Source organism: Arthrobacter sp. MMS24-T111 (assembly GCF_054888995.1).
On record NZ_JBTZRO010000001.1, the window covers coordinates 1,903,207 to 1,919,431 of the forward strand.

The 16,225-nt window shown below is 67.1% G+C and carries 14 protein-coding genes and 2 pseudogenes; 13 read left to right on the forward strand and 3 right to left on the reverse strand.

From position 1 onward, the window contains the following. Positions 1 to 3 precede the first annotated feature (3 nt). From ACX5I6_RS08860 to ACX5I6_RS08875, 4 genes are all read left to right on the forward strand, one after another. Complete coding sequence (locus tag ACX5I6_RS08860; protein WP_461840209.1) at positions 4 to 1,023, forward strand: acetylxylan esterase; 1,020 nt, start codon at positions 4 to 6, stop codon at positions 1,021 to 1,023. A gap of 242 nt (positions 1,024 to 1,265) precedes the next feature. Further along, positions 1,266 to 2,387 carry a 3-deoxy-7-phosphoheptulonate synthase gene (locus ACX5I6_RS08865; RefSeq protein WP_461840210.1) on the forward strand — a complete coding sequence of 374 codons (1,122 nt, stop codon included), beginning with the start codon at positions 1,266 to 1,268 and terminating at the stop codon, positions 2,385 to 2,387. A gap of 143 nt (positions 2,388 to 2,530) precedes the next feature. Then, positions 2,531 to 2,743: a helix-turn-helix domain-containing protein gene (locus ACX5I6_RS08870; protein ID WP_018761777.1), complete on the forward strand. Its 213-nt coding sequence runs from the start codon at positions 2,531 to 2,533 to the stop codon at positions 2,741 to 2,743. 151 nt (positions 2,744 to 2,894) lie between these two features. Beyond that, positions 2,895 to 2,993, forward strand: coding sequence for a 30S ribosomal protein bS22 (locus ACX5I6_RS08875; RefSeq protein ID WP_003792170.1), 99 nt, complete (start codon positions 2,895 to 2,897; stop codon positions 2,991 to 2,993). A gap of 118 nt (positions 2,994 to 3,111) precedes the next feature. Here ACX5I6_RS08875 and ACX5I6_RS08880 read toward each other — a convergent pair. Further along, positions 3,112 to 3,929, reverse strand: a pseudogene (locus tag ACX5I6_RS08880) (HAD family hydrolase). Between the two features lie 78 nt (positions 3,930 to 4,007). On the opposite strand from ACX5I6_RS08880, the gene ACX5I6_RS08885 reads away from it, so the two are divergent. Then, positions 4,008 to 4,262 (forward strand): glutaredoxin family protein, encoded by a 255-nt coding sequence (locus tag ACX5I6_RS08885; RefSeq protein WP_461840211.1) that lies wholly within the window; start codon positions 4,008 to 4,010, stop codon positions 4,260 to 4,262. Positions 4,263 to 4,272: 10 nt separating this feature from the next. Next, positions 4,273 to 4,977, forward strand: coding sequence for a redox-sensing transcriptional repressor Rex (locus tag ACX5I6_RS08890; protein ID WP_461840212.1), 705 nt, complete (start codon positions 4,273 to 4,275; stop codon positions 4,975 to 4,977). Positions 4,978 to 5,051: 74 nt separating this feature from the next. Here ACX5I6_RS08890 and ACX5I6_RS08895 read toward each other — a convergent pair whose 3' ends face one another. Both ACX5I6_RS08895 and ACX5I6_RS08900 read right to left on the reverse strand, forming a co-directional pair. Then, complete coding sequence (locus ACX5I6_RS08895; RefSeq protein ID WP_461840213.1) at positions 5,052 to 5,882, reverse strand: hypothetical protein; 831 nt, start codon at positions 5,880 to 5,882, stop codon at positions 5,052 to 5,054. A 201-nt stretch (positions 5,883 to 6,083) separates the two neighbouring features. Next, entirely contained in the window at positions 6,084 to 6,632 is a 549-nt protein-coding gene (locus ACX5I6_RS08900) for a YceI family protein (protein WP_461840214.1), read from the reverse strand. 202 nt (positions 6,633 to 6,834) lie between these two features. Here ACX5I6_RS08900 and ACX5I6_RS08905 point away from each other — a divergent pair, with 202 nt between their 5' ends. From ACX5I6_RS08905 to ACX5I6_RS08935, 7 genes and pseudogenes are all read left to right on the forward strand, one after another. Further along, positions 6,835 to 7,515, forward strand: coding sequence for a histidine phosphatase family protein (locus ACX5I6_RS08905; RefSeq protein ID WP_461840215.1), 681 nt, complete (start codon positions 6,835 to 6,837; stop codon positions 7,513 to 7,515). A gap of 35 nt (positions 7,516 to 7,550) precedes the next feature. After that, on the forward strand, positions 7,551 to 8,129 hold the full coding sequence (locus ACX5I6_RS08910) for a TlpA family protein disulfide reductase (RefSeq protein ID WP_109045380.1): 579 nt from the start codon (positions 7,551 to 7,553) through the stop codon (positions 8,127 to 8,129). A 15-nt stretch (positions 8,130 to 8,144) separates the two neighbouring features. Continuing rightward, the gene (locus ACX5I6_RS08915) at positions 8,145 to 8,900 is read left to right on the forward strand and encodes a cytochrome c biogenesis CcdA family protein (protein WP_461840216.1); all 756 of its coding nucleotides are present in this window, start codon (positions 8,145 to 8,147) and stop codon (positions 8,898 to 8,900) included. Next, complete coding sequence (gene resB, locus ACX5I6_RS08920) at positions 8,900 to 10,672, forward strand: cytochrome c biogenesis protein ResB (protein WP_461840217.1); 1,773 nt, start codon at positions 8,900 to 8,902, stop codon at positions 10,670 to 10,672. The genes ACX5I6_RS08915 and resB overlap by 1 nt, the downstream gene beginning before the upstream one ends. Further along, positions 10,672 to 11,760 (forward strand): c-type cytochrome biogenesis protein CcsB, encoded by a 1,089-nt coding sequence (gene ccsB / locus ACX5I6_RS08925; RefSeq protein ID WP_461840218.1) that lies wholly within the window; start codon positions 10,672 to 10,674, stop codon positions 11,758 to 11,760. Before resB ends, ccsB begins: the two co-directional genes overlap by 1 nt. A 127-nt stretch (positions 11,761 to 11,887) precedes the next feature. After that, on the forward strand, positions 11,888 to 13,987 hold the full coding sequence (locus ACX5I6_RS08930) for an Hsp70 family protein (RefSeq protein WP_461840219.1): 2,100 nt from the start codon (positions 11,888 to 11,890) through the stop codon (positions 13,985 to 13,987). 1 nt (position 13,988) lies between these two features. After that, positions 13,989 to 16,075 (forward strand): annotated as a pseudogene (locus tag ACX5I6_RS08935) (LuxR C-terminal-related transcriptional regulator). The last annotated feature ends 150 nt before the right edge of the window (positions 16,076 to 16,225 follow it).

Consider the following 16,225-nt stretch of genomic DNA (forward strand, 5'->3'; position numbering starts at 1 on the left):
ACGATGCCCCTCTTCGACCTGCCCCTGGCCCAATTGCGCAGCTACACTTCCGATGTCACGCCGCCGGAGGACCTGGGCGCGTTTTGGGACGCCACCCTCGAAGAAGCCAGGGCCTTCCCCTTGAACGCCGCGTTCGAACCGGTGGAGAACCACCTGACGGTCATCGATACCTTCGACGTCACCTTTTCCGGCTACGGCGGGGCGCCGGTCAAAGGCTGGCTGCACCTGCCCGCCGCCCGGGAAGACGGCACCAGGCTGCCCGTGGTGGTGCACTACGTGGGCTATTCGGGCGGCCGGGGCCTGGTCAACCAGGACACCCGCTGGGCCCAGGCCGGCTATGCGCATTTCATCATGGACACCCGCGGCCAAGGGTACGGCGGCACCCTGGGGGACACTCCGGACCCGCACCCCTCCGCCGGGGACGTGGCCCACGCGGGCCTGATGACCCGGGGCCTGGCGAACCGCGAGGACTACTACTACCGGCGCGTCTACGTGGACGCCTTCCGCGCCGTGGAGGCAGCCCAGGCCCACCCCGCCGTCGACCCCGCTAAGGTGGTCCTCGCCGGAGTCAGCCAGGGCGGCGGCATCGTGGTGGCCACGGCGGGCCTCACTGCGGGACGGCTCGACGGCGTCATCGCCGCCCTTCCCGACGTCCCCTTCCTGCAGGACTTTCCCCGCGCCATCGATATCACCCCGCGCGGGCCTTACCCGGAGATCGCCCAGTTCCTGGCGCGCCACCGCGACCGGTACCAGCCCGCCCTTGAGGTCCTGAACTACTTCGACGGCGTCAACCTGGCCCGGTACGCCACGGCACCGGCGCTGTACTCGGTGGCCCAGATGGACGACATCTGCCCGCCGTCCACGGTTTTCGCCAGCTTCAACGCCTACGGCTCCGGGACGTCCGGGGCATCCTCCACCGGGGCGGCCAAGGAGATCGAGGTGTACCGGTTCAACAACCATGAAGGCGGCCAGGAACACCACTGGATCCGGCAGCTGCAGTACCTGCGCAAGCTTCTGGGGTAGGCCGGTGCGGGAATGTGACGGACGCTGATTTTGCGGCGGCGGGCGGCCGGGCTTATGGTCTTTCCCATGACTAACCGTTGGTATGCGTATTTTTCGTTGGCTCTGGAGGGGCCCGCGTCTAACTGACACGCATCCAGCATTCCTTCAGAGCCAACAGGGCAGAGATCATTCTCTGCCCTTCGCCGTTTCTCCGGCGGGTTCTGAAATCCGGGCCCGCTTCCCATCTGGAACAGGACCCGATCATGAGCACCGCAACAGCAGCAGCCGCCAACGCCGGCACCAAATCCACCTCGAACCTGCGCGTCAGCGAATTCACCGCGCTGCCCACCCCTTCCGGGCTCCTCGCCGAACTGCCGCTGGACGCCCGGGCGGCTGACGTCGTCGAACGCGGACGCGACCAGGTCCGGGCCATCATGGACGGCGTGGATGACCGACTGCTGGTCATCGTGGGCCCGTGCTCCATCCACGATCCCAAAGCCGGCCTGGAATACGCCCGGCGGCTGGTCAGCCAGGCTGAAAAGCACAAGGAAGACCTGCTGGTGGTCATGCGGACCTACTTCGAAAAGCCCCGCACCACCGTGGGCTGGAAGGGCCTGATCAACGACCCCCGGCTGGACGGCAGCCACGACATGGTCACCGGCCTGCGCACCGCCAGGCAGTTCCTGCAGCAGGTGACCGCGCTGGGACTGCCCACCGCCACCGAATTCCTGGAGCCGATCAGCCCGCAATACATGGCGGACCTGATTTCCTGGGGTGCCATCGGCGCCCGCACCACCGAAAGCCAGATCCACCGCCAGCTGGCCTCCGGCCTGTCCATGCCCATCGGCTTCAAGAACGGGACCGACGGCGGCCTGCAGGTGGCGATTGACGCATGCGGCGCCGCGGCGGCGGCCCAGGCATTCCTGGGGATCGACGGCGACGGCCGGGCAGCACTGGTGGCCACAGCCGGGAACCCGGACACCCACGTCATCCTCCGCGGCGGCCGCAAGGGACCCAACTACTCAGCCGCCGACGTCGAACGGGCGTCCGGGGAGCTGGCCGGAAAGGGCCTGAACCCGCGCCTGGTGGTGGACGCCAGCCACGCCAACAGCGGCAAGAGCCATCACCGGCAGGCCGAGGTGGCACTCGAGATCGGTGCCCAGCTCGAGGACGGGGGCGCCGCGGCGCAGGCGATCGCCGGGGTGATGCTGGAAAGCTTCCTGGTGGGCGGCGCCCAGAACCTGGACGTTGCCGAGCACGCGGCCGGCCGCTCCGAACTCGTCTACGGCCAGAGCGTCACCGACGCCTGCATGGACTGGGACGTTTCCGCCTCCGTGCTGGAGCAGCTGGCGGCCTCGGCGCGGAAGCGCCGGCAGGCGAAATAGTGCCTTTACCTACTTTCACATCTGCCACATGAACATCTAGAGTATCTATTTAGGTGATTGGTGGATGGCTCAGCATCGGAACACCGCATTGGCACGTACCTGGGGTCACTGTTGTCCATCCGTCAGCAAAGGAAAATAGGGAAATGTCGGCAGAACAGAACTTCTCCAACGCGAAGTTCCTGACCGTGGCTGAGGTAGCCGAGGTCATGCGCGTCTCCAAAATGACTGTTTACCGGCTGGTCCACTCCGGCGAAATGCCGGCAGTGCGGTTCGGCCGCTCCTACCGGGTACCTGAGAATGCCGTGGAGCAGTACCTCAAAGGTGCTGTGGTGGACGGTCACTCCGAGACAGCCTAAGGCAGCTTGTCCCAAGCCGCCCCCGATAGGCGGTACCCTGTTAAGGAACGTTTTACGTCATTGTAAGAATCTGTCAGTTGTCCAGTTCGTAGCTCTGTCCACGAACCATTTCCATCAGACAGGTACTGCATCTAGTTTGTAAGGAACTTTCGTGGGTTCAGTTATTAAGAAGCGTCGCAAGCGTATGGCCAAGAAGAAGCACCGCAAGCTGCTTCGCAAGACTCGTCACCAGCGCCGCAACAAGAAGTAGCAATACTTCGAACAGCGTGGAGAACGCCCGTCGCCTGCAAAGGCGGCGGGCGTTTTTCGTGCGCTGGAGGGTACGGTGCGGGAACCGGCAGGCAGGGGGAAGGCAGACTCGCGGGAAGCTACAGGCGCGGGCCGCGCATCCGGGCGAAACCCTTCCACAGCCCGTAGATGGCGCCGCCAAAGGTTGCCACCTTGAGTCCGAAGGTGGCGGCACGGCGGCCGGCACGGAAATCGTAGACCGGCCAGTTGCGGTCGCGGGCGTGCCGGCGGAGCCTGGCATCGGGGTTGATGGCCACCGGGTGGCCTACCAGTGAGAGCAGCGGGACGTCGTTAAGGAGTCGCTGTACGCCCAGCAGCGCTTCAGGTCCAGGTCTTCCTCGTCGGCGAGGGCCTGGACCGCCACGGCCTTGGCCGCGCCATGCAGGATGTCGCCCACCAGGCGGCCGGTGTACATGCCGTCGGAGACTTCCCCGACCGTGCCGAGGGCGCCGGTCAGGCCCAGGCGGGTGGAAATGACCGTGGCAACTTCGATGGGAGTGGCCGTGACCAGCCACACCCGGCGGCCCACGCGCAGGTGCTGCTCGGCCAGCGCCTTGGCACCCGGCCAGATCCGGGAGGCGATCATTTCGTCATAGACCTCTTCGCCCAACGCCCGGATATCGTCAACGCTGATGCCCACAGCCAGGGTCAGGGCCGAGTCCCGGACGGCGTGGACATCATCCATGTTTTCACCGCGGGCCACAAACTTGAACTGTTTCCAGGCCATACCGGCCGCCTGCCTCAGGGTGAACGCCCCGCGCTGGTGCATTTTCCGGGCCACATGGAAGAGGCTGGCGCCGCGCATCAAGGTGTTGTCCACGTCGAAAAACGCCGCTTCGCCGGGCTGCGGCGCAGTGACGGGCCGCGTGGCTACGGCGACGTATTTCTCCTCGGGCATGGACTCGAGTCTAGTCAATAGGCCGGGCAGCCGCCGTCGGCGTCGCCCGCATGCCGCGAACGGCGATACCGTTAAGCCATGGCTACCCCCCGCGTCGTCCTGGTCACCAAAGCTGACTGCCACCTTTGCGAAGAGGCGCGCGACGCCGTCGGCCGGGTTACTGCCTCGTTGGGACTGACCTGGGCGGAAGAGTCGGTGGACTACCAGCCCGAGCTGCGCGAACGCTATGCCGAGGAAATCCCGGTGGTCCTGGTGGACGGGGTCCAGCGCGACTTTTGGAAAATTGACGAAGCCCGGCTGGAACGCGTGCTGCAGCGCGCCATGGCCCGGTAGGGGGAGGCCAATGACGTCCGTGGAATCAATGTCCCAGCCCGTCCCGGACCTTCCGGGCGCCACCGGTACGCCGGCCAAGCAGATCCCGCCCGCGGCGGTGGCCCGGCTGACCCTGTACCTCCGCGCCTTGAATACCTTGCTGGCCGAGGGGGTGGAGCGGGTCTCGTCCGAGTCGTTGGCGGAGGCCTCCGGCGTCAGTTCCTCGACGCTGCGCAAGGACCTGTCCCATGTAGGGTCCTACGGCACCAGGGGAGTGGGCTACGAGGTGCAGTACCTCAGCCGCCATATCGCAGCGGCCCTTGGCCTCACGCATGACTGGAAAGTCGCGATCGTCGGCGCCGGAAACCTGGGCAAGGCCCTGGCCCGGTACGGCGGCTTCGAATCCCGCGGGTTCGACGTCGTGGCGATTTTCGACGCGGACCAGATGGTGGTGGGCAACGAGGTGGGCTGGCTGCGGGTCAGCGACGTGGCAGACCTTGAAACCGTCCTGCACCGCACCGGAGCCAACATGGTGGTGCTGGCGCTCCCGGCGGCTGTGGCCCAAGGCATCTGCGACCGCGTGGTGGCCGCAGGCGTGCACAGCGTCCTGAGCTTCGCGCCCGTGATGCTGCAGGTCCCGGAAGGCGTGAACCTCCGCAAGGTGGACATGGCCACCGAGCTGCAGATCCTGGCCTACCATGCCCAGCGGGCACAGGCGCCGGGCCAGACCGCGTAAGGACCACCGGTTAAGGAAAACGGCCCGGGACGCTGCGAAGCATCCCGGGCCGTTTTCCGTGGTGTGGCAGGCTGCTACCGGCCGTAGGGGTTTCCGAAGCCGCCGGCATACGGGTTGCCGAACTGCTGCTTCCGGAAGTAGGGGGCGGCCGCCGGAAGGTACAGCAGCACAATGGCCGCGATGCCCAGGACGGTGCCCACCGTGGCGAACGACGGAACCCCGAAGAGGCCCAGCACCGACAGGGCTGCCAGGACGGTCCCCAGGATGCGTGCCCAGTTCTTGCCCTTGCGGACGAAGAAGGCCACCAGCAGGTACAGCCCGGCACCGATGATGGCGAAGACCACCAGGGTTCCGGCGATGACGCCCTTGATGTCGTCGTACGTGACGCCGGCGTTGCTGGCCTTGACCTGCTGGTCAAAGGCCTGCCGGAATGCGGGATCATCCAGCTGGGTCAGTCCGGTGAGCAGGGAAATGACGAAGATCACGGCGGCTGTGATCAGCATCCAAAAGGAAATGTTGACCAGTTGCGGGATGCCGGTGCTTGCCGCCGGCTGCGGCTGCTCCGATGGGTACTGGCCGTAGGGGGACTGGCCGTACGGCTGCTGTCCATAGGGCTGCTGCTGTCCGTAGCCCGGAGCCTGCGGCGGGTTCTGCCCGTACTGGGGGGCGTTCTGCCCGTATTGGGGCGGGTTCTGGCCATACTGCGGAGCGTTTTGCCCATACTGCGGGGCTGCCGGCGGCTGCGTACCGGGTGCGTTCTGTCCGTATTGAGGAGCGTTCTGCCCATACTGGGGGGCGTTTTGTCCGTAGCGGGGCTGTTCGCCGGCCGGCTGGCCGTTGCCGGGCTGGTCGCTTCCGGAAGTCGGATCGTGCGGCACGGGAGGCGGGACGGGAGGAGTACTCATGGGCGTTCCTTCTGCAGGTCGGGATCCGGGCGGGCTGCCGGGAATCGGTCCTGTGCCGCCCCCAGCATGGCTTAGGTCCACCGTACCCCCGGCAGCCCTGGTTGTGCGTGATTCCGCAGGGCCGTTCAAGGTGCGACAGGCGTTAATGCGGCACCCCGGCACCAGGCGGAATACCTGCTGCCGGGGTGGGCCGGGGCGGAATCAGGCTGCGGGAGCGATGAAGGCGAGTTCCAGGTTGATGGCAACCTTGTCGCTGACCAGCACGCCACCGGTCTCCAGGACGGCGTTCCAGGTCAGGCCGAAGTCCTTGCGGCTGATGGTGGTCTCGGCAGAGACGCCTGCGCGGGTGTTGCCGAACGGGTCAACGGCCACGCCGTTGAACTCGGTCTCCAGGGTTACCGGGCGTGTGACGCCCTTGATGGTGAGGTCACCGGTGAGCTCGTAGCTGTTGCCCTTTGCCACGAGGCCGTTGGAGACGAAGGAGATCTCCGGGAACTTCTCCACGTCGAAGAAATCCTCGCCCTTGACGTGGCCGTCGCGGTTGGCGTCGCCGGAATCGAAGCTGGCGGTCTTGATGGTGGCGTTGATCTTCGAGTCGGCCACATCCTCGAGGAGGTCAAGCGTCGCGGCGGCTTCGGTGAACTGGCCGCGGACCTTGCTGATGCCGGCGTGACGGACGGTGAAGCCGATCTCGCTGTGGGAGTTGTCCAGGGTCCAGGTGCCGGTGGTGACGTCTGCGGGAAGTGCCATGATGATGCTCCTTGTTCTTAATGCCTGTTGTGGTCTTGCGGTTGAACCTTCATCGGTTGAAGCCTCAACTAACTTGCTGCATCCAGTATAAACATGCGTTTGCATCTTTTGTTCCCACATTTGGAACATTTCTTCAGAAACTTAAGTTCTACTGTTTGTAGAAGATTTCGGATCGCACGCCATCTTTGAGAAACTGGTAACTATGCCCCAAGCCACTGTCCATCTGCTCCGCCACGGCGAGGTCCATAATCCCGACGGCGTTCTGTACGGACGGCTCCCCGAATTCCACCTCTCCGAACTGGGGCAGGAGATGGCCAGGACCCTCGCCGAGCACTTCCGGCAACGTGCCGAGCAGGGCGCCCGCATCACCTACCTGGCCGCCTCGCCGCTTGAGCGTGCGCAGGAAACGGCACGGCCGACGTCGGAAGCCCTGCACCTGCAGATCAACACCGAGCCGCGGATCATCGAGGCGGAAAACTACTTCGAGGGCATGAAGGTCACCAAGGCAGAGCTGCGCCGGCCCAAGCACTGGCCCCGGCTGGTCAATCCGCTGCGCCCGTCCTGGGGCGAGCCCTATACGCAGCAGGCGGCCCGCGTTGCCGCGGCAGCGCGGGACGCCCGGCTCCGGGCGATTGACCTGGCTGCCGGCGATTTCGGTGCCACTGGACCCGAGGCCATCCTCGTCAGCCACCAGCTGCCCATCTGGGCCGCACGGCTCAGCGCCGAAGGCCGGCCCCTGTGGCACGATCCCCGCAAGCGCGAGTGCACGCTGACCTCCGTCACGTCCCTGGTGTTCGCCGACGACGGCTCGCTGCTGCGCGTTGAGTACAGCGAACCCGCCGCGTCCCTTCTTCCCGGTGCCGCCAGCACCCCTGGAGCCTAGCTGTGACCAACGATTTCCTCCCCACGCGCCGGAGCATGCTCGCCGCGGGTGGCCTGGCCCTCGGCGCACTGACCCTGGGCCTGTCCGGCTGCGCCCAGGAAGACGCCCTGGCAAAGCAGGCAAAGGCCGGGGACAACAAGAACTATGTGGCAGGCGACGGTTCCGTCACCGAGTTCGCCGCCGGCGACCGCAAGGAAGCCGTCCAGATCCAGGGGGCACTCTTCAGCGGGGCCAAGGTCACCCCTGCCGACTTCCAGGGCAAGGTCAGCATCCTGAACTTCTGGTTCGCCGCCTGCGCCCCGTGCCGGGTGGAGGCGCCCATCCTCGAAGAACTCCATCAGGAGTTCAAGGACCAGGGCGTGCAGTTCTTCGGCGTCAACCTCCGGGACGAGAAGCCCACGGCGGAGGCGTTCGAGAAGACCTTCAACCTGACGTACCCGAGCTTCGATGACAAGGACGGCGGCGTCCTGCTGTCCGTGTCCGGCCTGGTTCCGCCCGGGGCCGTTCCCACCACCCTGGTCCTGGACAAGCAGGGGCGGGTGGCGTCCCGGGTTCTCGGCGAGATCGAGAAGGGCACCTTGAAGGCCCTCATCACCGCCGCCGTGGCGGAGTAGGGCGGCCCGGGAACCGTGAACAGTCCCTTCGCCGAAGCCATCCTCAGCGGCTCGCTCCTCCTGGCCATCCCGGTGGCGCTCCTCGCCGGCCTGGTGTCCTTCCTTTCGCCCTGCGTGCTGCCCCTCGTTCCGGGCTACCTCGGCTACGTCACGGGATTGAGCGGCGTTGACCTGCAGAAGCAAAAGCGCGGCCGGATGCTGGCAGGCATCGGCTTGTTCGTCCTGGGTTTTTCGGTGATCTTCGTCCTGCTGGGCGGCGCGTTCGGGCAGCTGGGCACCCTGATCAGCGGCAGCCGCAACGCTTGGATCACCCAGTTCCTGGGAATCCTGGTGATCATCATGGGCATCGTGTTCATGGGCGGCTTCAGCTGGCTCCAGCGGGACGCAAAAATCCACGCCAAACCGCCTGCGGGACTCTGGGGAGCACCCCTGCTGGGCCTGACCTTCGGGTTGGGCTGGGCACCCTGCATCGGACCTACCTACTCCGCCGTGCAACTGCTCAGCCTCTCCGGCGGATCATCCGCCGCCAAGGGAGCCTTCCTGGCGTTCGTCTACAGCCTGGGACTGGGCATCCCGTTCCTGCTGATCGCCCTGGCCGTGCGCCGCGGGATGGGCGTCATGGCGTTCTTCCGCAAGCACCGCCTTGCCATCCAGCGGACCGGCGGCGGCATCCTGGTGGTGCTGGGCCTGCTGATGGCCACCGGCGTCTGGGGGGCCTGGGTGACCGGGCTGCAGTACTGGTTCCAAACCGACGTGAAGTTGCCGATCTGATGAGCGAGCGTGTGAACGTAAAGAAGAAGCAAGCCACCCCTGTCGCGGAAGCCAAGGCAGAGGCCACCCTCCCGGCGCTGGGCCCGATTGGCATGCTGCGGTGGGCCTGGACCCAGCTGACCAGCATGCGGACAGCACTGTTCCTGCTGCTGCTCCTCGCCGTCGCGGCCGTCCCCGGATCCCTGTTCCCGCAGCGGCCTGCCAACCCCTCCGTGGTGACCCAGTACATCAAGGACCACCCGGACTACGGCAAGCTGCTGGACTCCCTGCAGCTTTACGACGTCTACTCCTCGGCCTGGTTCTCGGCGATCTACCTGCTGCTCTTCATCTCGCTGATCGGTTGCGTGGTGCCGCGCGCCATCGCCCACTACAAAGCCATGCGCTCACAGCCGCCGCGCACACCGCAGCGACTGTCCCGGCTCCCCGAATACGGCACCCTGGTGATTCCCGCCGACGCCGGGATCCCGGCGTCGGACGCCATCAACAGCGCCGCCGGGCTGCTCCGCAAGCGCGGCTACCGGGTGGAGGTCAGGGATGCCGACGGCGCCCTGCCGTCCCTGGGTGCCGAGCGCGGTTTCCTGAAGGAGGTCGGCAATCTGGTCTTCCACACCTCGCTGATCGGCGTGCTGGTGTCCGTGGCTGCCGGCGGCCTGTTCGGGTACAGCGGCCAGCGCATCCTGGTGGAGGGCGACACGTTCGTGAACACCCTGGTGGGCTACGACCAGTTCAACCCGGGCACCAACTTCCAGTCCAGCCAGCTCCAGCCCTACTCGCTTCAGCTGGACAAGTTCAACATCACCTTTGACCGGGAATCGAAGGGCAAATTCGGGCAGCCCATCGACTTCTCGGCCGCCGTCACCACCAGGGAAACCCCGGACGCCCCCGCCAAACAGGAAATCCTGAAGGTCAACGATCCGGTGAGCCTGGGCGGCACGAGCATCTACCTCACCGGCAACGGCTACGCCCCCGTGGTCACCGTCCGCGACGGGGCCGGGAACATCGCCATGCAGGGCCCGGTGGTGGCCAAGCTGCAGGGGGACAACTACTACTCCTCAGTGGTGATCAAGGTCCCCGACGCCAAGCCGGACCAGCTGGGCTTCGTGGGCTTCTTCCTTCCCACCGCCTTCGTCACGGACAAGAACGTTTCGTTCAGCGCCGACCCCGAACTCTTCAACCCGCAGCTGACCCTGAACTCCTACTACGGCGACCTGGGCCTGAACAGCGGTGCGCCGCAGAACGTCTTCGAACTCGACGTCAGGAACCTGACGCCCCTCAACGCGCGGAACCTGGCCGCAGGCGGCATCACCCTGGCGCCCGGCTCCACCTACACCCTGCCCGACGGCAAGGGCACCATCAGTTTTGACGGCGTGAAGCGCTACATCGGCGTGGACATCCACCACAACCCGGGCCAGGTCTACGCCCTGGTGTTCGCACTCCTCGCGGTGGCCGGCCTGATCGTCTCGCTCTACGTCAACCGCCGGCGCGTCTGGGTGCGCACCGGCACCGCTGCGGACGGCCGCACCATGGTGGAATACGGGCTCCTGGCCCGCGGCGAGGACCACCGCCTCGCCGGCGAGGCGGCCGCCCTCCGGCAACTTTTCGCCACGGAATGGCAACTGCCCGCGGACAACGCCGCCGAAGAAGCGGTATCCGACCACGTTGATGCCGAAAGCACCGCCGGGTCCCAGCAAACTCCCAGCCGGACAGGCGATAATGTCGCAGGCTCCGTCAGCACCCCAGCAGGCCCCACCGGGCCCGAAAAGGACCAGTAATGCCATTTGGAATCAACGAAACCATGGGCCAGTACAGCGAACTCTTCATGCTGCTGGCGGCGGGTACCTACACGGTGGCTTTCATCGCCTTCGCCTGGGACCTGGCCAAAAGCAGCAAGGCGCTGCGCGCGGTGGACCTCAAGGCCGCCCAAGCGGGTGCCCCGGCCAAGGTTCGCGTAGCAGCCGGCGTGGGTGCCGGCTCCGCCGAGGCCCGCCTGGACGGGCCGGCCGGCCGGGCTGAGCGGCCGTCGTCGTCAACTGCCAAGGCCAACGCGGCAGGTTCCGGAGGCGTCGCCACGGCCGACGGCGACATGAAGTATGCCGCGGAGCGCCGGGTTCCGGCGCGGGTTGCCGTGGCCCTGACAACCCTCGCGGTCCTCATCCACGGCGCCGGAGTGGTGACCAGGGCACTTGGTGCCGGCCGGGTGCCGTGGGGCAACATGTACGAATTCCTGACCACCGGCGCGTTCCTGGTGGCGGCTGTGTTCCTGCTCTCCCTGATCCGCCGCGACCTCCGCTTCCTGGGCACCTTCGTAGTGGGCCTGGTCATCATCATGATGGTTGCTGCGTCCGTGGCCTTCTGGACCCCCGTCGGCCACCTCGTGCCCGCGCTGCAGAGCTACTGGCTGGTCATCCACGTTTCCATCGCGGTGCTGTCGTCCGCGTTGTTCACCCTGACGTTCGCCATGTCCGCGCTGCAGCTGGTGCAGTCCCACCGGCAGAGGGCCGTGGCCGCGGGCGGCGCCGACAAGTTCGGCTTCATGCGCCTGGTGCCCTCGGCGCTCAGCCTGGAAAACCTGTCCTACCGCATCAACGCCATCGCCTTCATCGGCTGGACCTTCACCCTCATGTTCGGCGCGATCTGGGCGGAAAAGGCCTGGGGCCGGTTCTGGGGCTGGGACACCAAAGAGGTGTGGACGTTCGTGATCTGGGTTGTCTATGCAGGGTACCTGCACGCCCGCGCCACGCGCGGCTGGACCGGAACCCGGGCCGCTTGGCTGTCCATCGTTGGCTACTGCTGCGTGATCTTCAACTTCACCATCGTGAACACGTTGTTCAACGGGCTCCATTCCTATTCGGGCCTCTAAGGCGGCCTGCATCGAATAACCATTCGATGTAGCAACAGGGCTGTTCCCCGGTCCTTCGGAAATGCTACTTTGGTCAGGTTCCCTGTGATGAAGCTTGCAGGCGGATCACCAGCTTTCCGAGGTACCCATGGGCTATGCTCTCGCCGTCGACGTCGGAACCAGTTACACAGCGGCTGCCGTTGTCCGTTTCGACGAAGGTGCTTCGCCCCTCCCGGAGTGCCTGCCGTTAGGCCTCCGGGGAACGTCCGTGCCCTCGGTCGTGTACTACCCGGAGGAGGGTCCGGTCCTGGTGGGGGAAGCCGCGGAGCGCCGCGGCCTCGATTCACCCGGCCGCGTCGTCAGGGAATTCAAGCGGCGCGTCGGCGACGACGTCCCGTTCGCCCTGGGCACCCTGACAGTACAGCCTGAAGATGTGTTCGCCACCGTGGCCCGGTGGGTGGCAAACCGGGCGGCCGAACGCGAAGGCGCGCTTCCGGCGGCCATCTACCTGACCCACCCGGCAGCCTGGGGGATCCACCGGCTGTCCGCCATCCGCGATGCCCTGGCCGTCCATGGCCTGGACAATGTCACGCTCCTTCCCGAACCCGAGGCTGCGGCCCTGCACTACGCCTCCCAAGTGCGGGTGGAGGACGGAAGCACCATCGCGGTGTACGACCTCGGCGGCGGGACCTTCGACACCGCCGTGCTGAGGAAATCCGGCGCCGGCAGCTTCGAGCTCCTGGGCCGCCCGGACGGCATCGAGGACCTGGGCGGCGCGGACTTTGACGCCGCCGTATTCCGCTACGTGGCGCAGCACACCGGAACTGCGCTGACGGACCTCGACCCCGCCGACCCCGCCGTGATGGGCGCCCTGAGCCGGCTGCGGCGTGAATGCGTCGAGGCCAAGGAAGCGCTCTCTGCCGACAGCGAAGCCACCATCCCGGTGCTCCTGCCCGGAGTCCAGCAGCAGGTGCGGCTGGTGCGGGCCGAATTCGAGGCCCTGATCGAAGACCCCGTGCGGGGCACGGTGGACGCGCTGGAACAATCCCTTTCCAGGCTCCACCTTGAACCCGCCGACCTGTCCGCGGTGCTCCTGATAGGTGGCTCGTCCCGGATTCCCCTGGTGGCGCAGCTGGTGTCCGAACAACTGGGCCGGCCCATCGCGGTAGACGCCGATCCGAAATCCTCCATCTGCCTCGGGGCTGCCGTCGCGGCCGTCCTGGCACACTCAGCTGACGCCACTGCCCTGGCCGCAGCGTCCGGGCCTGTTGCCGAGGCAGCCGGGGTCCCGGCCGGCGTCGTCCCTGTCCCTGCGGCACCGGGCATGTCCGGCGCCCCGGTCAGGCCCAGCTGGTCACGCCAGCGTGCGACGACGGCAGGGGCCATGGCGGGGACGGGCCGGCTTCCCGGAGTGCGGGCCACGCGAAGGGGTGCGCACGCCCCGAGACCGACGGTCCGCGTCACGGCGGTCGCCGCCGCTGCGGCCATCCTGACGGTCCTGACGGCCACGGCCGCGCAAAGTCCGGACGGGTTGGGGAACCTGACTGCGATGTTCGTCCCGCAGGCAGGGGCAGACACCGGAGCTTCGGGTCCGGGAGCGGCCACCGGTCCGGCGGGGACCGAAGCCCCGGGCGCCGGGGGAACTGCTGTCGCGGTGAACCCGCAGCCGCTGGCCGGGATCGAGGCCGTTGCGAAAAAGCCGCTCGCGCCGCAGGCGGGCCTGGACGTTTCCGCCTCTCCCACCAGCAAACAACAGGAGTTGGGACGTACGGCAACCACGGGCGCCGGTGCAGCCGATGGTGCCACGGCGGGGGGTGCCCCGGCAGGGACGGGGACGGCCGGGACGGGAGTGGTGCCTGAATCCGTGACCGCGGCTCCCACCTCGCCACCGGATACCGCCCCGCCCGGCAGCACGGGCCCCGGGACGGGAACTGCCACTCCGTCGGACACCTCGACACCGTCGGAGACCCCGCCGCCGAGCAGCACCACCGAACCCACGCCGGTTTCCGGTTCCACGAGCCCCACCGATCCGGCCACCTCGGCAGCACCTACGCCCACGCCGCTCTCAACGGCGGTGCCCACGTCTACCGGCGCCTCGGACCCGGCCACGGATCCCAGTTTGTCCCCGACGTCGGTAGACCTGACGCCTGTGCCGGCCACCGCCCCTTCCCCCACGCCGGAGGAAACAAACCCCATGCCCACTGATGCCGCCGCTGCCACGGCCTTGACGTATTCACCGGCGGCCTGACATGGACGCCCACCTGCAACGTGTGGAATGGCCGGCATCCCTGCACGCCTCACCGGATGACCAATCGGAGTCGCCCCACGGTCCGGAGCTGATAACAAAACAGTTGAAGGGTGCAAACGCGGCCGTGCGTGAACTGCTGCTGGCGCTTTCCGTGGGCTTCGCGTTGCCTCGCCCACTTCCAGCGGACCTCCAGCGCAGGCTCGACATGGGTTCGGGGAAGACCTTGACGCGTTGGTGGACCGCGCGGAGTCCTCCGGATTGCTGCGACCGGATGGCACAGTGGTGGGGACCGTGAAACACACCTTGCTCGCTGTCACGCCGGCCGCCAAGGTCCGTGCGCTGCAGCGTGAGCTGGTGAATGTCTTTGCCTCCACAGGACAACCGCTCGGAAATCTTGCCCGGGAGCTGGCCAGGGGTGGCCTCGCAGATCCGCGCGTTGCCACGGAACTTGAGCACGCCGCCGACGCCGCGCTGGAGAATGACCCCAGGCTTGCCTCACAGCTCTACGAGGAGGCACTCCTGGCGGGCGCCGACCCCCTGGCAACTGCAGCAAGGCGCGCCCAGGCCGCTGCAGGTGACGGCGAGTTTGACGGCGCAGCGCGGATTGTTGATTCGCTACTGGTCAGCACGGATCCGCCTGATGTGCGCAAGGGCGTCGATGTGGCAGCCTCCGTGTGGGCACACCGGGGAATGCTTGCCCGCGCGGCCGACGTCTACAACTGGCTGGGTGCGGACCGCGCGGGGGCGTCCGCACCGCTGGCCGCCGTCGCCATCCTGGGGACCGGAGACCTCAATGGCGCGGAAGCCTTCTTTCCGCCGGGAGCCCCGCAGGCCTCCCCGACACTCCTCGCCGCTGCGTTGGTACAGACGGGCCAGGGCATCCTGGCCACCCTCGGAGAGAATCCGCAACAGGGAATCGCCGCACTGATCCATGCCTCGGACCTGCTGAACTCAGCGGGCATTGCGCTCCCGCTGCCGGATACGCCCGCTGCCCTTGCCGCCCTGGTGGCGTTGCACAGCGGTGAGCCCCACCTGGCCGAGACAGTGTGCCGGGCGGCAGTGGCAGCAGGCCAAGGGGGCAGCGCCGCCCAACCCAGGCTCCTGTTGCTCCAGGCCTGGGCAGCCATGATGCAGGATAAACCGGACGAGGCGCGGCTGGCCGCCGGAGAAGCCGCCAAGATCAACCACTGGGCCCTGGTTCCACGCGATGAATTCCTCAACGCGGCGCTCGACGTGGGGCTGGCCCGCAGGAACGGTGAGGTCCCGGAGCTCCTGCGGGCATGGGAACGGGCCCGCGAGGCCATGCTTCATACGTGCGTGGACCTCTACAGCATGCTGGCGTGGGGCGAACTCATGATTGCTGCGTCCCGCCTGCGTGAGACGCGCCGCGTGGCGCAATACATGGACGAGGCGTGGAAGCTGCTCGGCCGCTTGGGGGAACCGCCGCTGTGGGCAGTTCCCCTGCATTGGGCCGCAGTCCAGGCGGCCCTGTTAAACGAGAGCCCGGCCGATCTTGCCCCGCACGCTGCCGCACTTGCGCGAGCTTCCACCCACAGCCACCTCGCCGCAATCCTTGCCGCCGCGGGGAAGGCCTGGGTGTCTGTACTGGCTGGAAGGTTCGGCCCCGCCGAAGTGGAGGGTGCGGCCCGACTGCTGGGTGCCGTGGGGATGCCATGGGAGGGTGCACGGCTTGCCGGACACGCGGCCGCGCGTGCCGATGACCGCAGGGACATGATGCGCCTCCTCTCCTGCGCCCGGGAGCTTCGACCTCGGGGCGGCCCGACCGGCGACGCGGTGACGGGTATGTCAGAGGCGCCGGCGGTATCCAGTGCCGACACCGGCGGGACGGCCCAACCGGACGGCTCGGCGTTGAGCGAGCGGGAGAAAGAAGTTGCCCGGCTGGTGTTGGAGGGCAAGACCTACCGTGAAATTGGGGAGGCAATCTATATTTCTCCGCGGACGGCGGAGCATCACATCGCCCGGATTCGTCGCCGTCTGGGAGCCGAAAACCGCTCCGACCTGCTGGCCCGCCTGCGCCTTGCCCTCGGAGCGGACAATTCCCAGCACATGCATCCGCGGCAGGAATGAAACCCTAATGCCCCTAGCGAACAGGGTATCCGTACCCTGAAGCAGCGGTCGTCATTTGGGGGAAGGAGCCCGTTGCCCCGTGAACGCCCTCGTACCTAGGTTTGAACCAGTCGGGGCGCCGCGCGCCCGCCGATCCAGAAATCGAAGAAG

Coding starts and splice junctions, on each gene's coding strand:
- ACX5I6_RS08900 (WP_461840214.1), bottom strand. CDS start 6,632: ATGGCACTTCCCGCAGACGTCACCACCGGCACCTGGACCCTGGACAAC.
- ACX5I6_RS08890 (WP_461840212.1), top strand. CDS start 4,273: ATGACGTCCGTGGAATCAATGTCCCAGCCCGTCCCGGACCTTCCGGGC.
- ACX5I6_RS08870 (WP_018761777.1), top strand. CDS start 2,531: ATGTCGGCAGAACAGAACTTCTCCAACGCGAAGTTCCTGACCGTGGCT.
- ACX5I6_RS08895 (WP_461840213.1), bottom strand. CDS start 5,882: ATGAGTACTCCTCCCGTCCCGCCTCCCGTGCCGCACGATCCGACTTCC.
- ACX5I6_RS08910 (WP_109045380.1), top strand. CDS start 7,551: ATGCTCGCCGCGGGTGGCCTGGCCCTCGGCGCACTGACCCTGGGCCTG.
- ACX5I6_RS08885 (WP_461840211.1), top strand. CDS start 4,008: ATGGCTACCCCCCGCGTCGTCCTGGTCACCAAAGCTGACTGCCACCTT.
- ACX5I6_RS08860 (WP_461840209.1), top strand. CDS start 4: ATGCCCCTCTTCGACCTGCCCCTGGCCCAATTGCGCAGCTACACTTCC.
- ACX5I6_RS08930 (WP_461840219.1), top strand. CDS start 11,888: ATGGGCTATGCTCTCGCCGTCGACGTCGGAACCAGTTACACAGCGGCT.
- ACX5I6_RS08865 (WP_461840210.1), top strand. CDS start 1,266: ATGAGCACCGCAACAGCAGCAGCCGCCAACGCCGGCACCAAATCCACC.
- ACX5I6_RS08905 (WP_461840215.1), top strand. CDS start 6,835: ATGCCCCAAGCCACTGTCCATCTGCTCCGCCACGGCGAGGTCCATAAT.
- ccsB (WP_461840218.1), top strand. CDS start 10,672: ATGCCATTTGGAATCAACGAAACCATGGGCCAGTACAGCGAACTCTTC.
- resB (WP_461840217.1), top strand. CDS start 8,900: ATGAGCGAGCGTGTGAACGTAAAGAAGAAGCAAGCCACCCCTGTCGCG.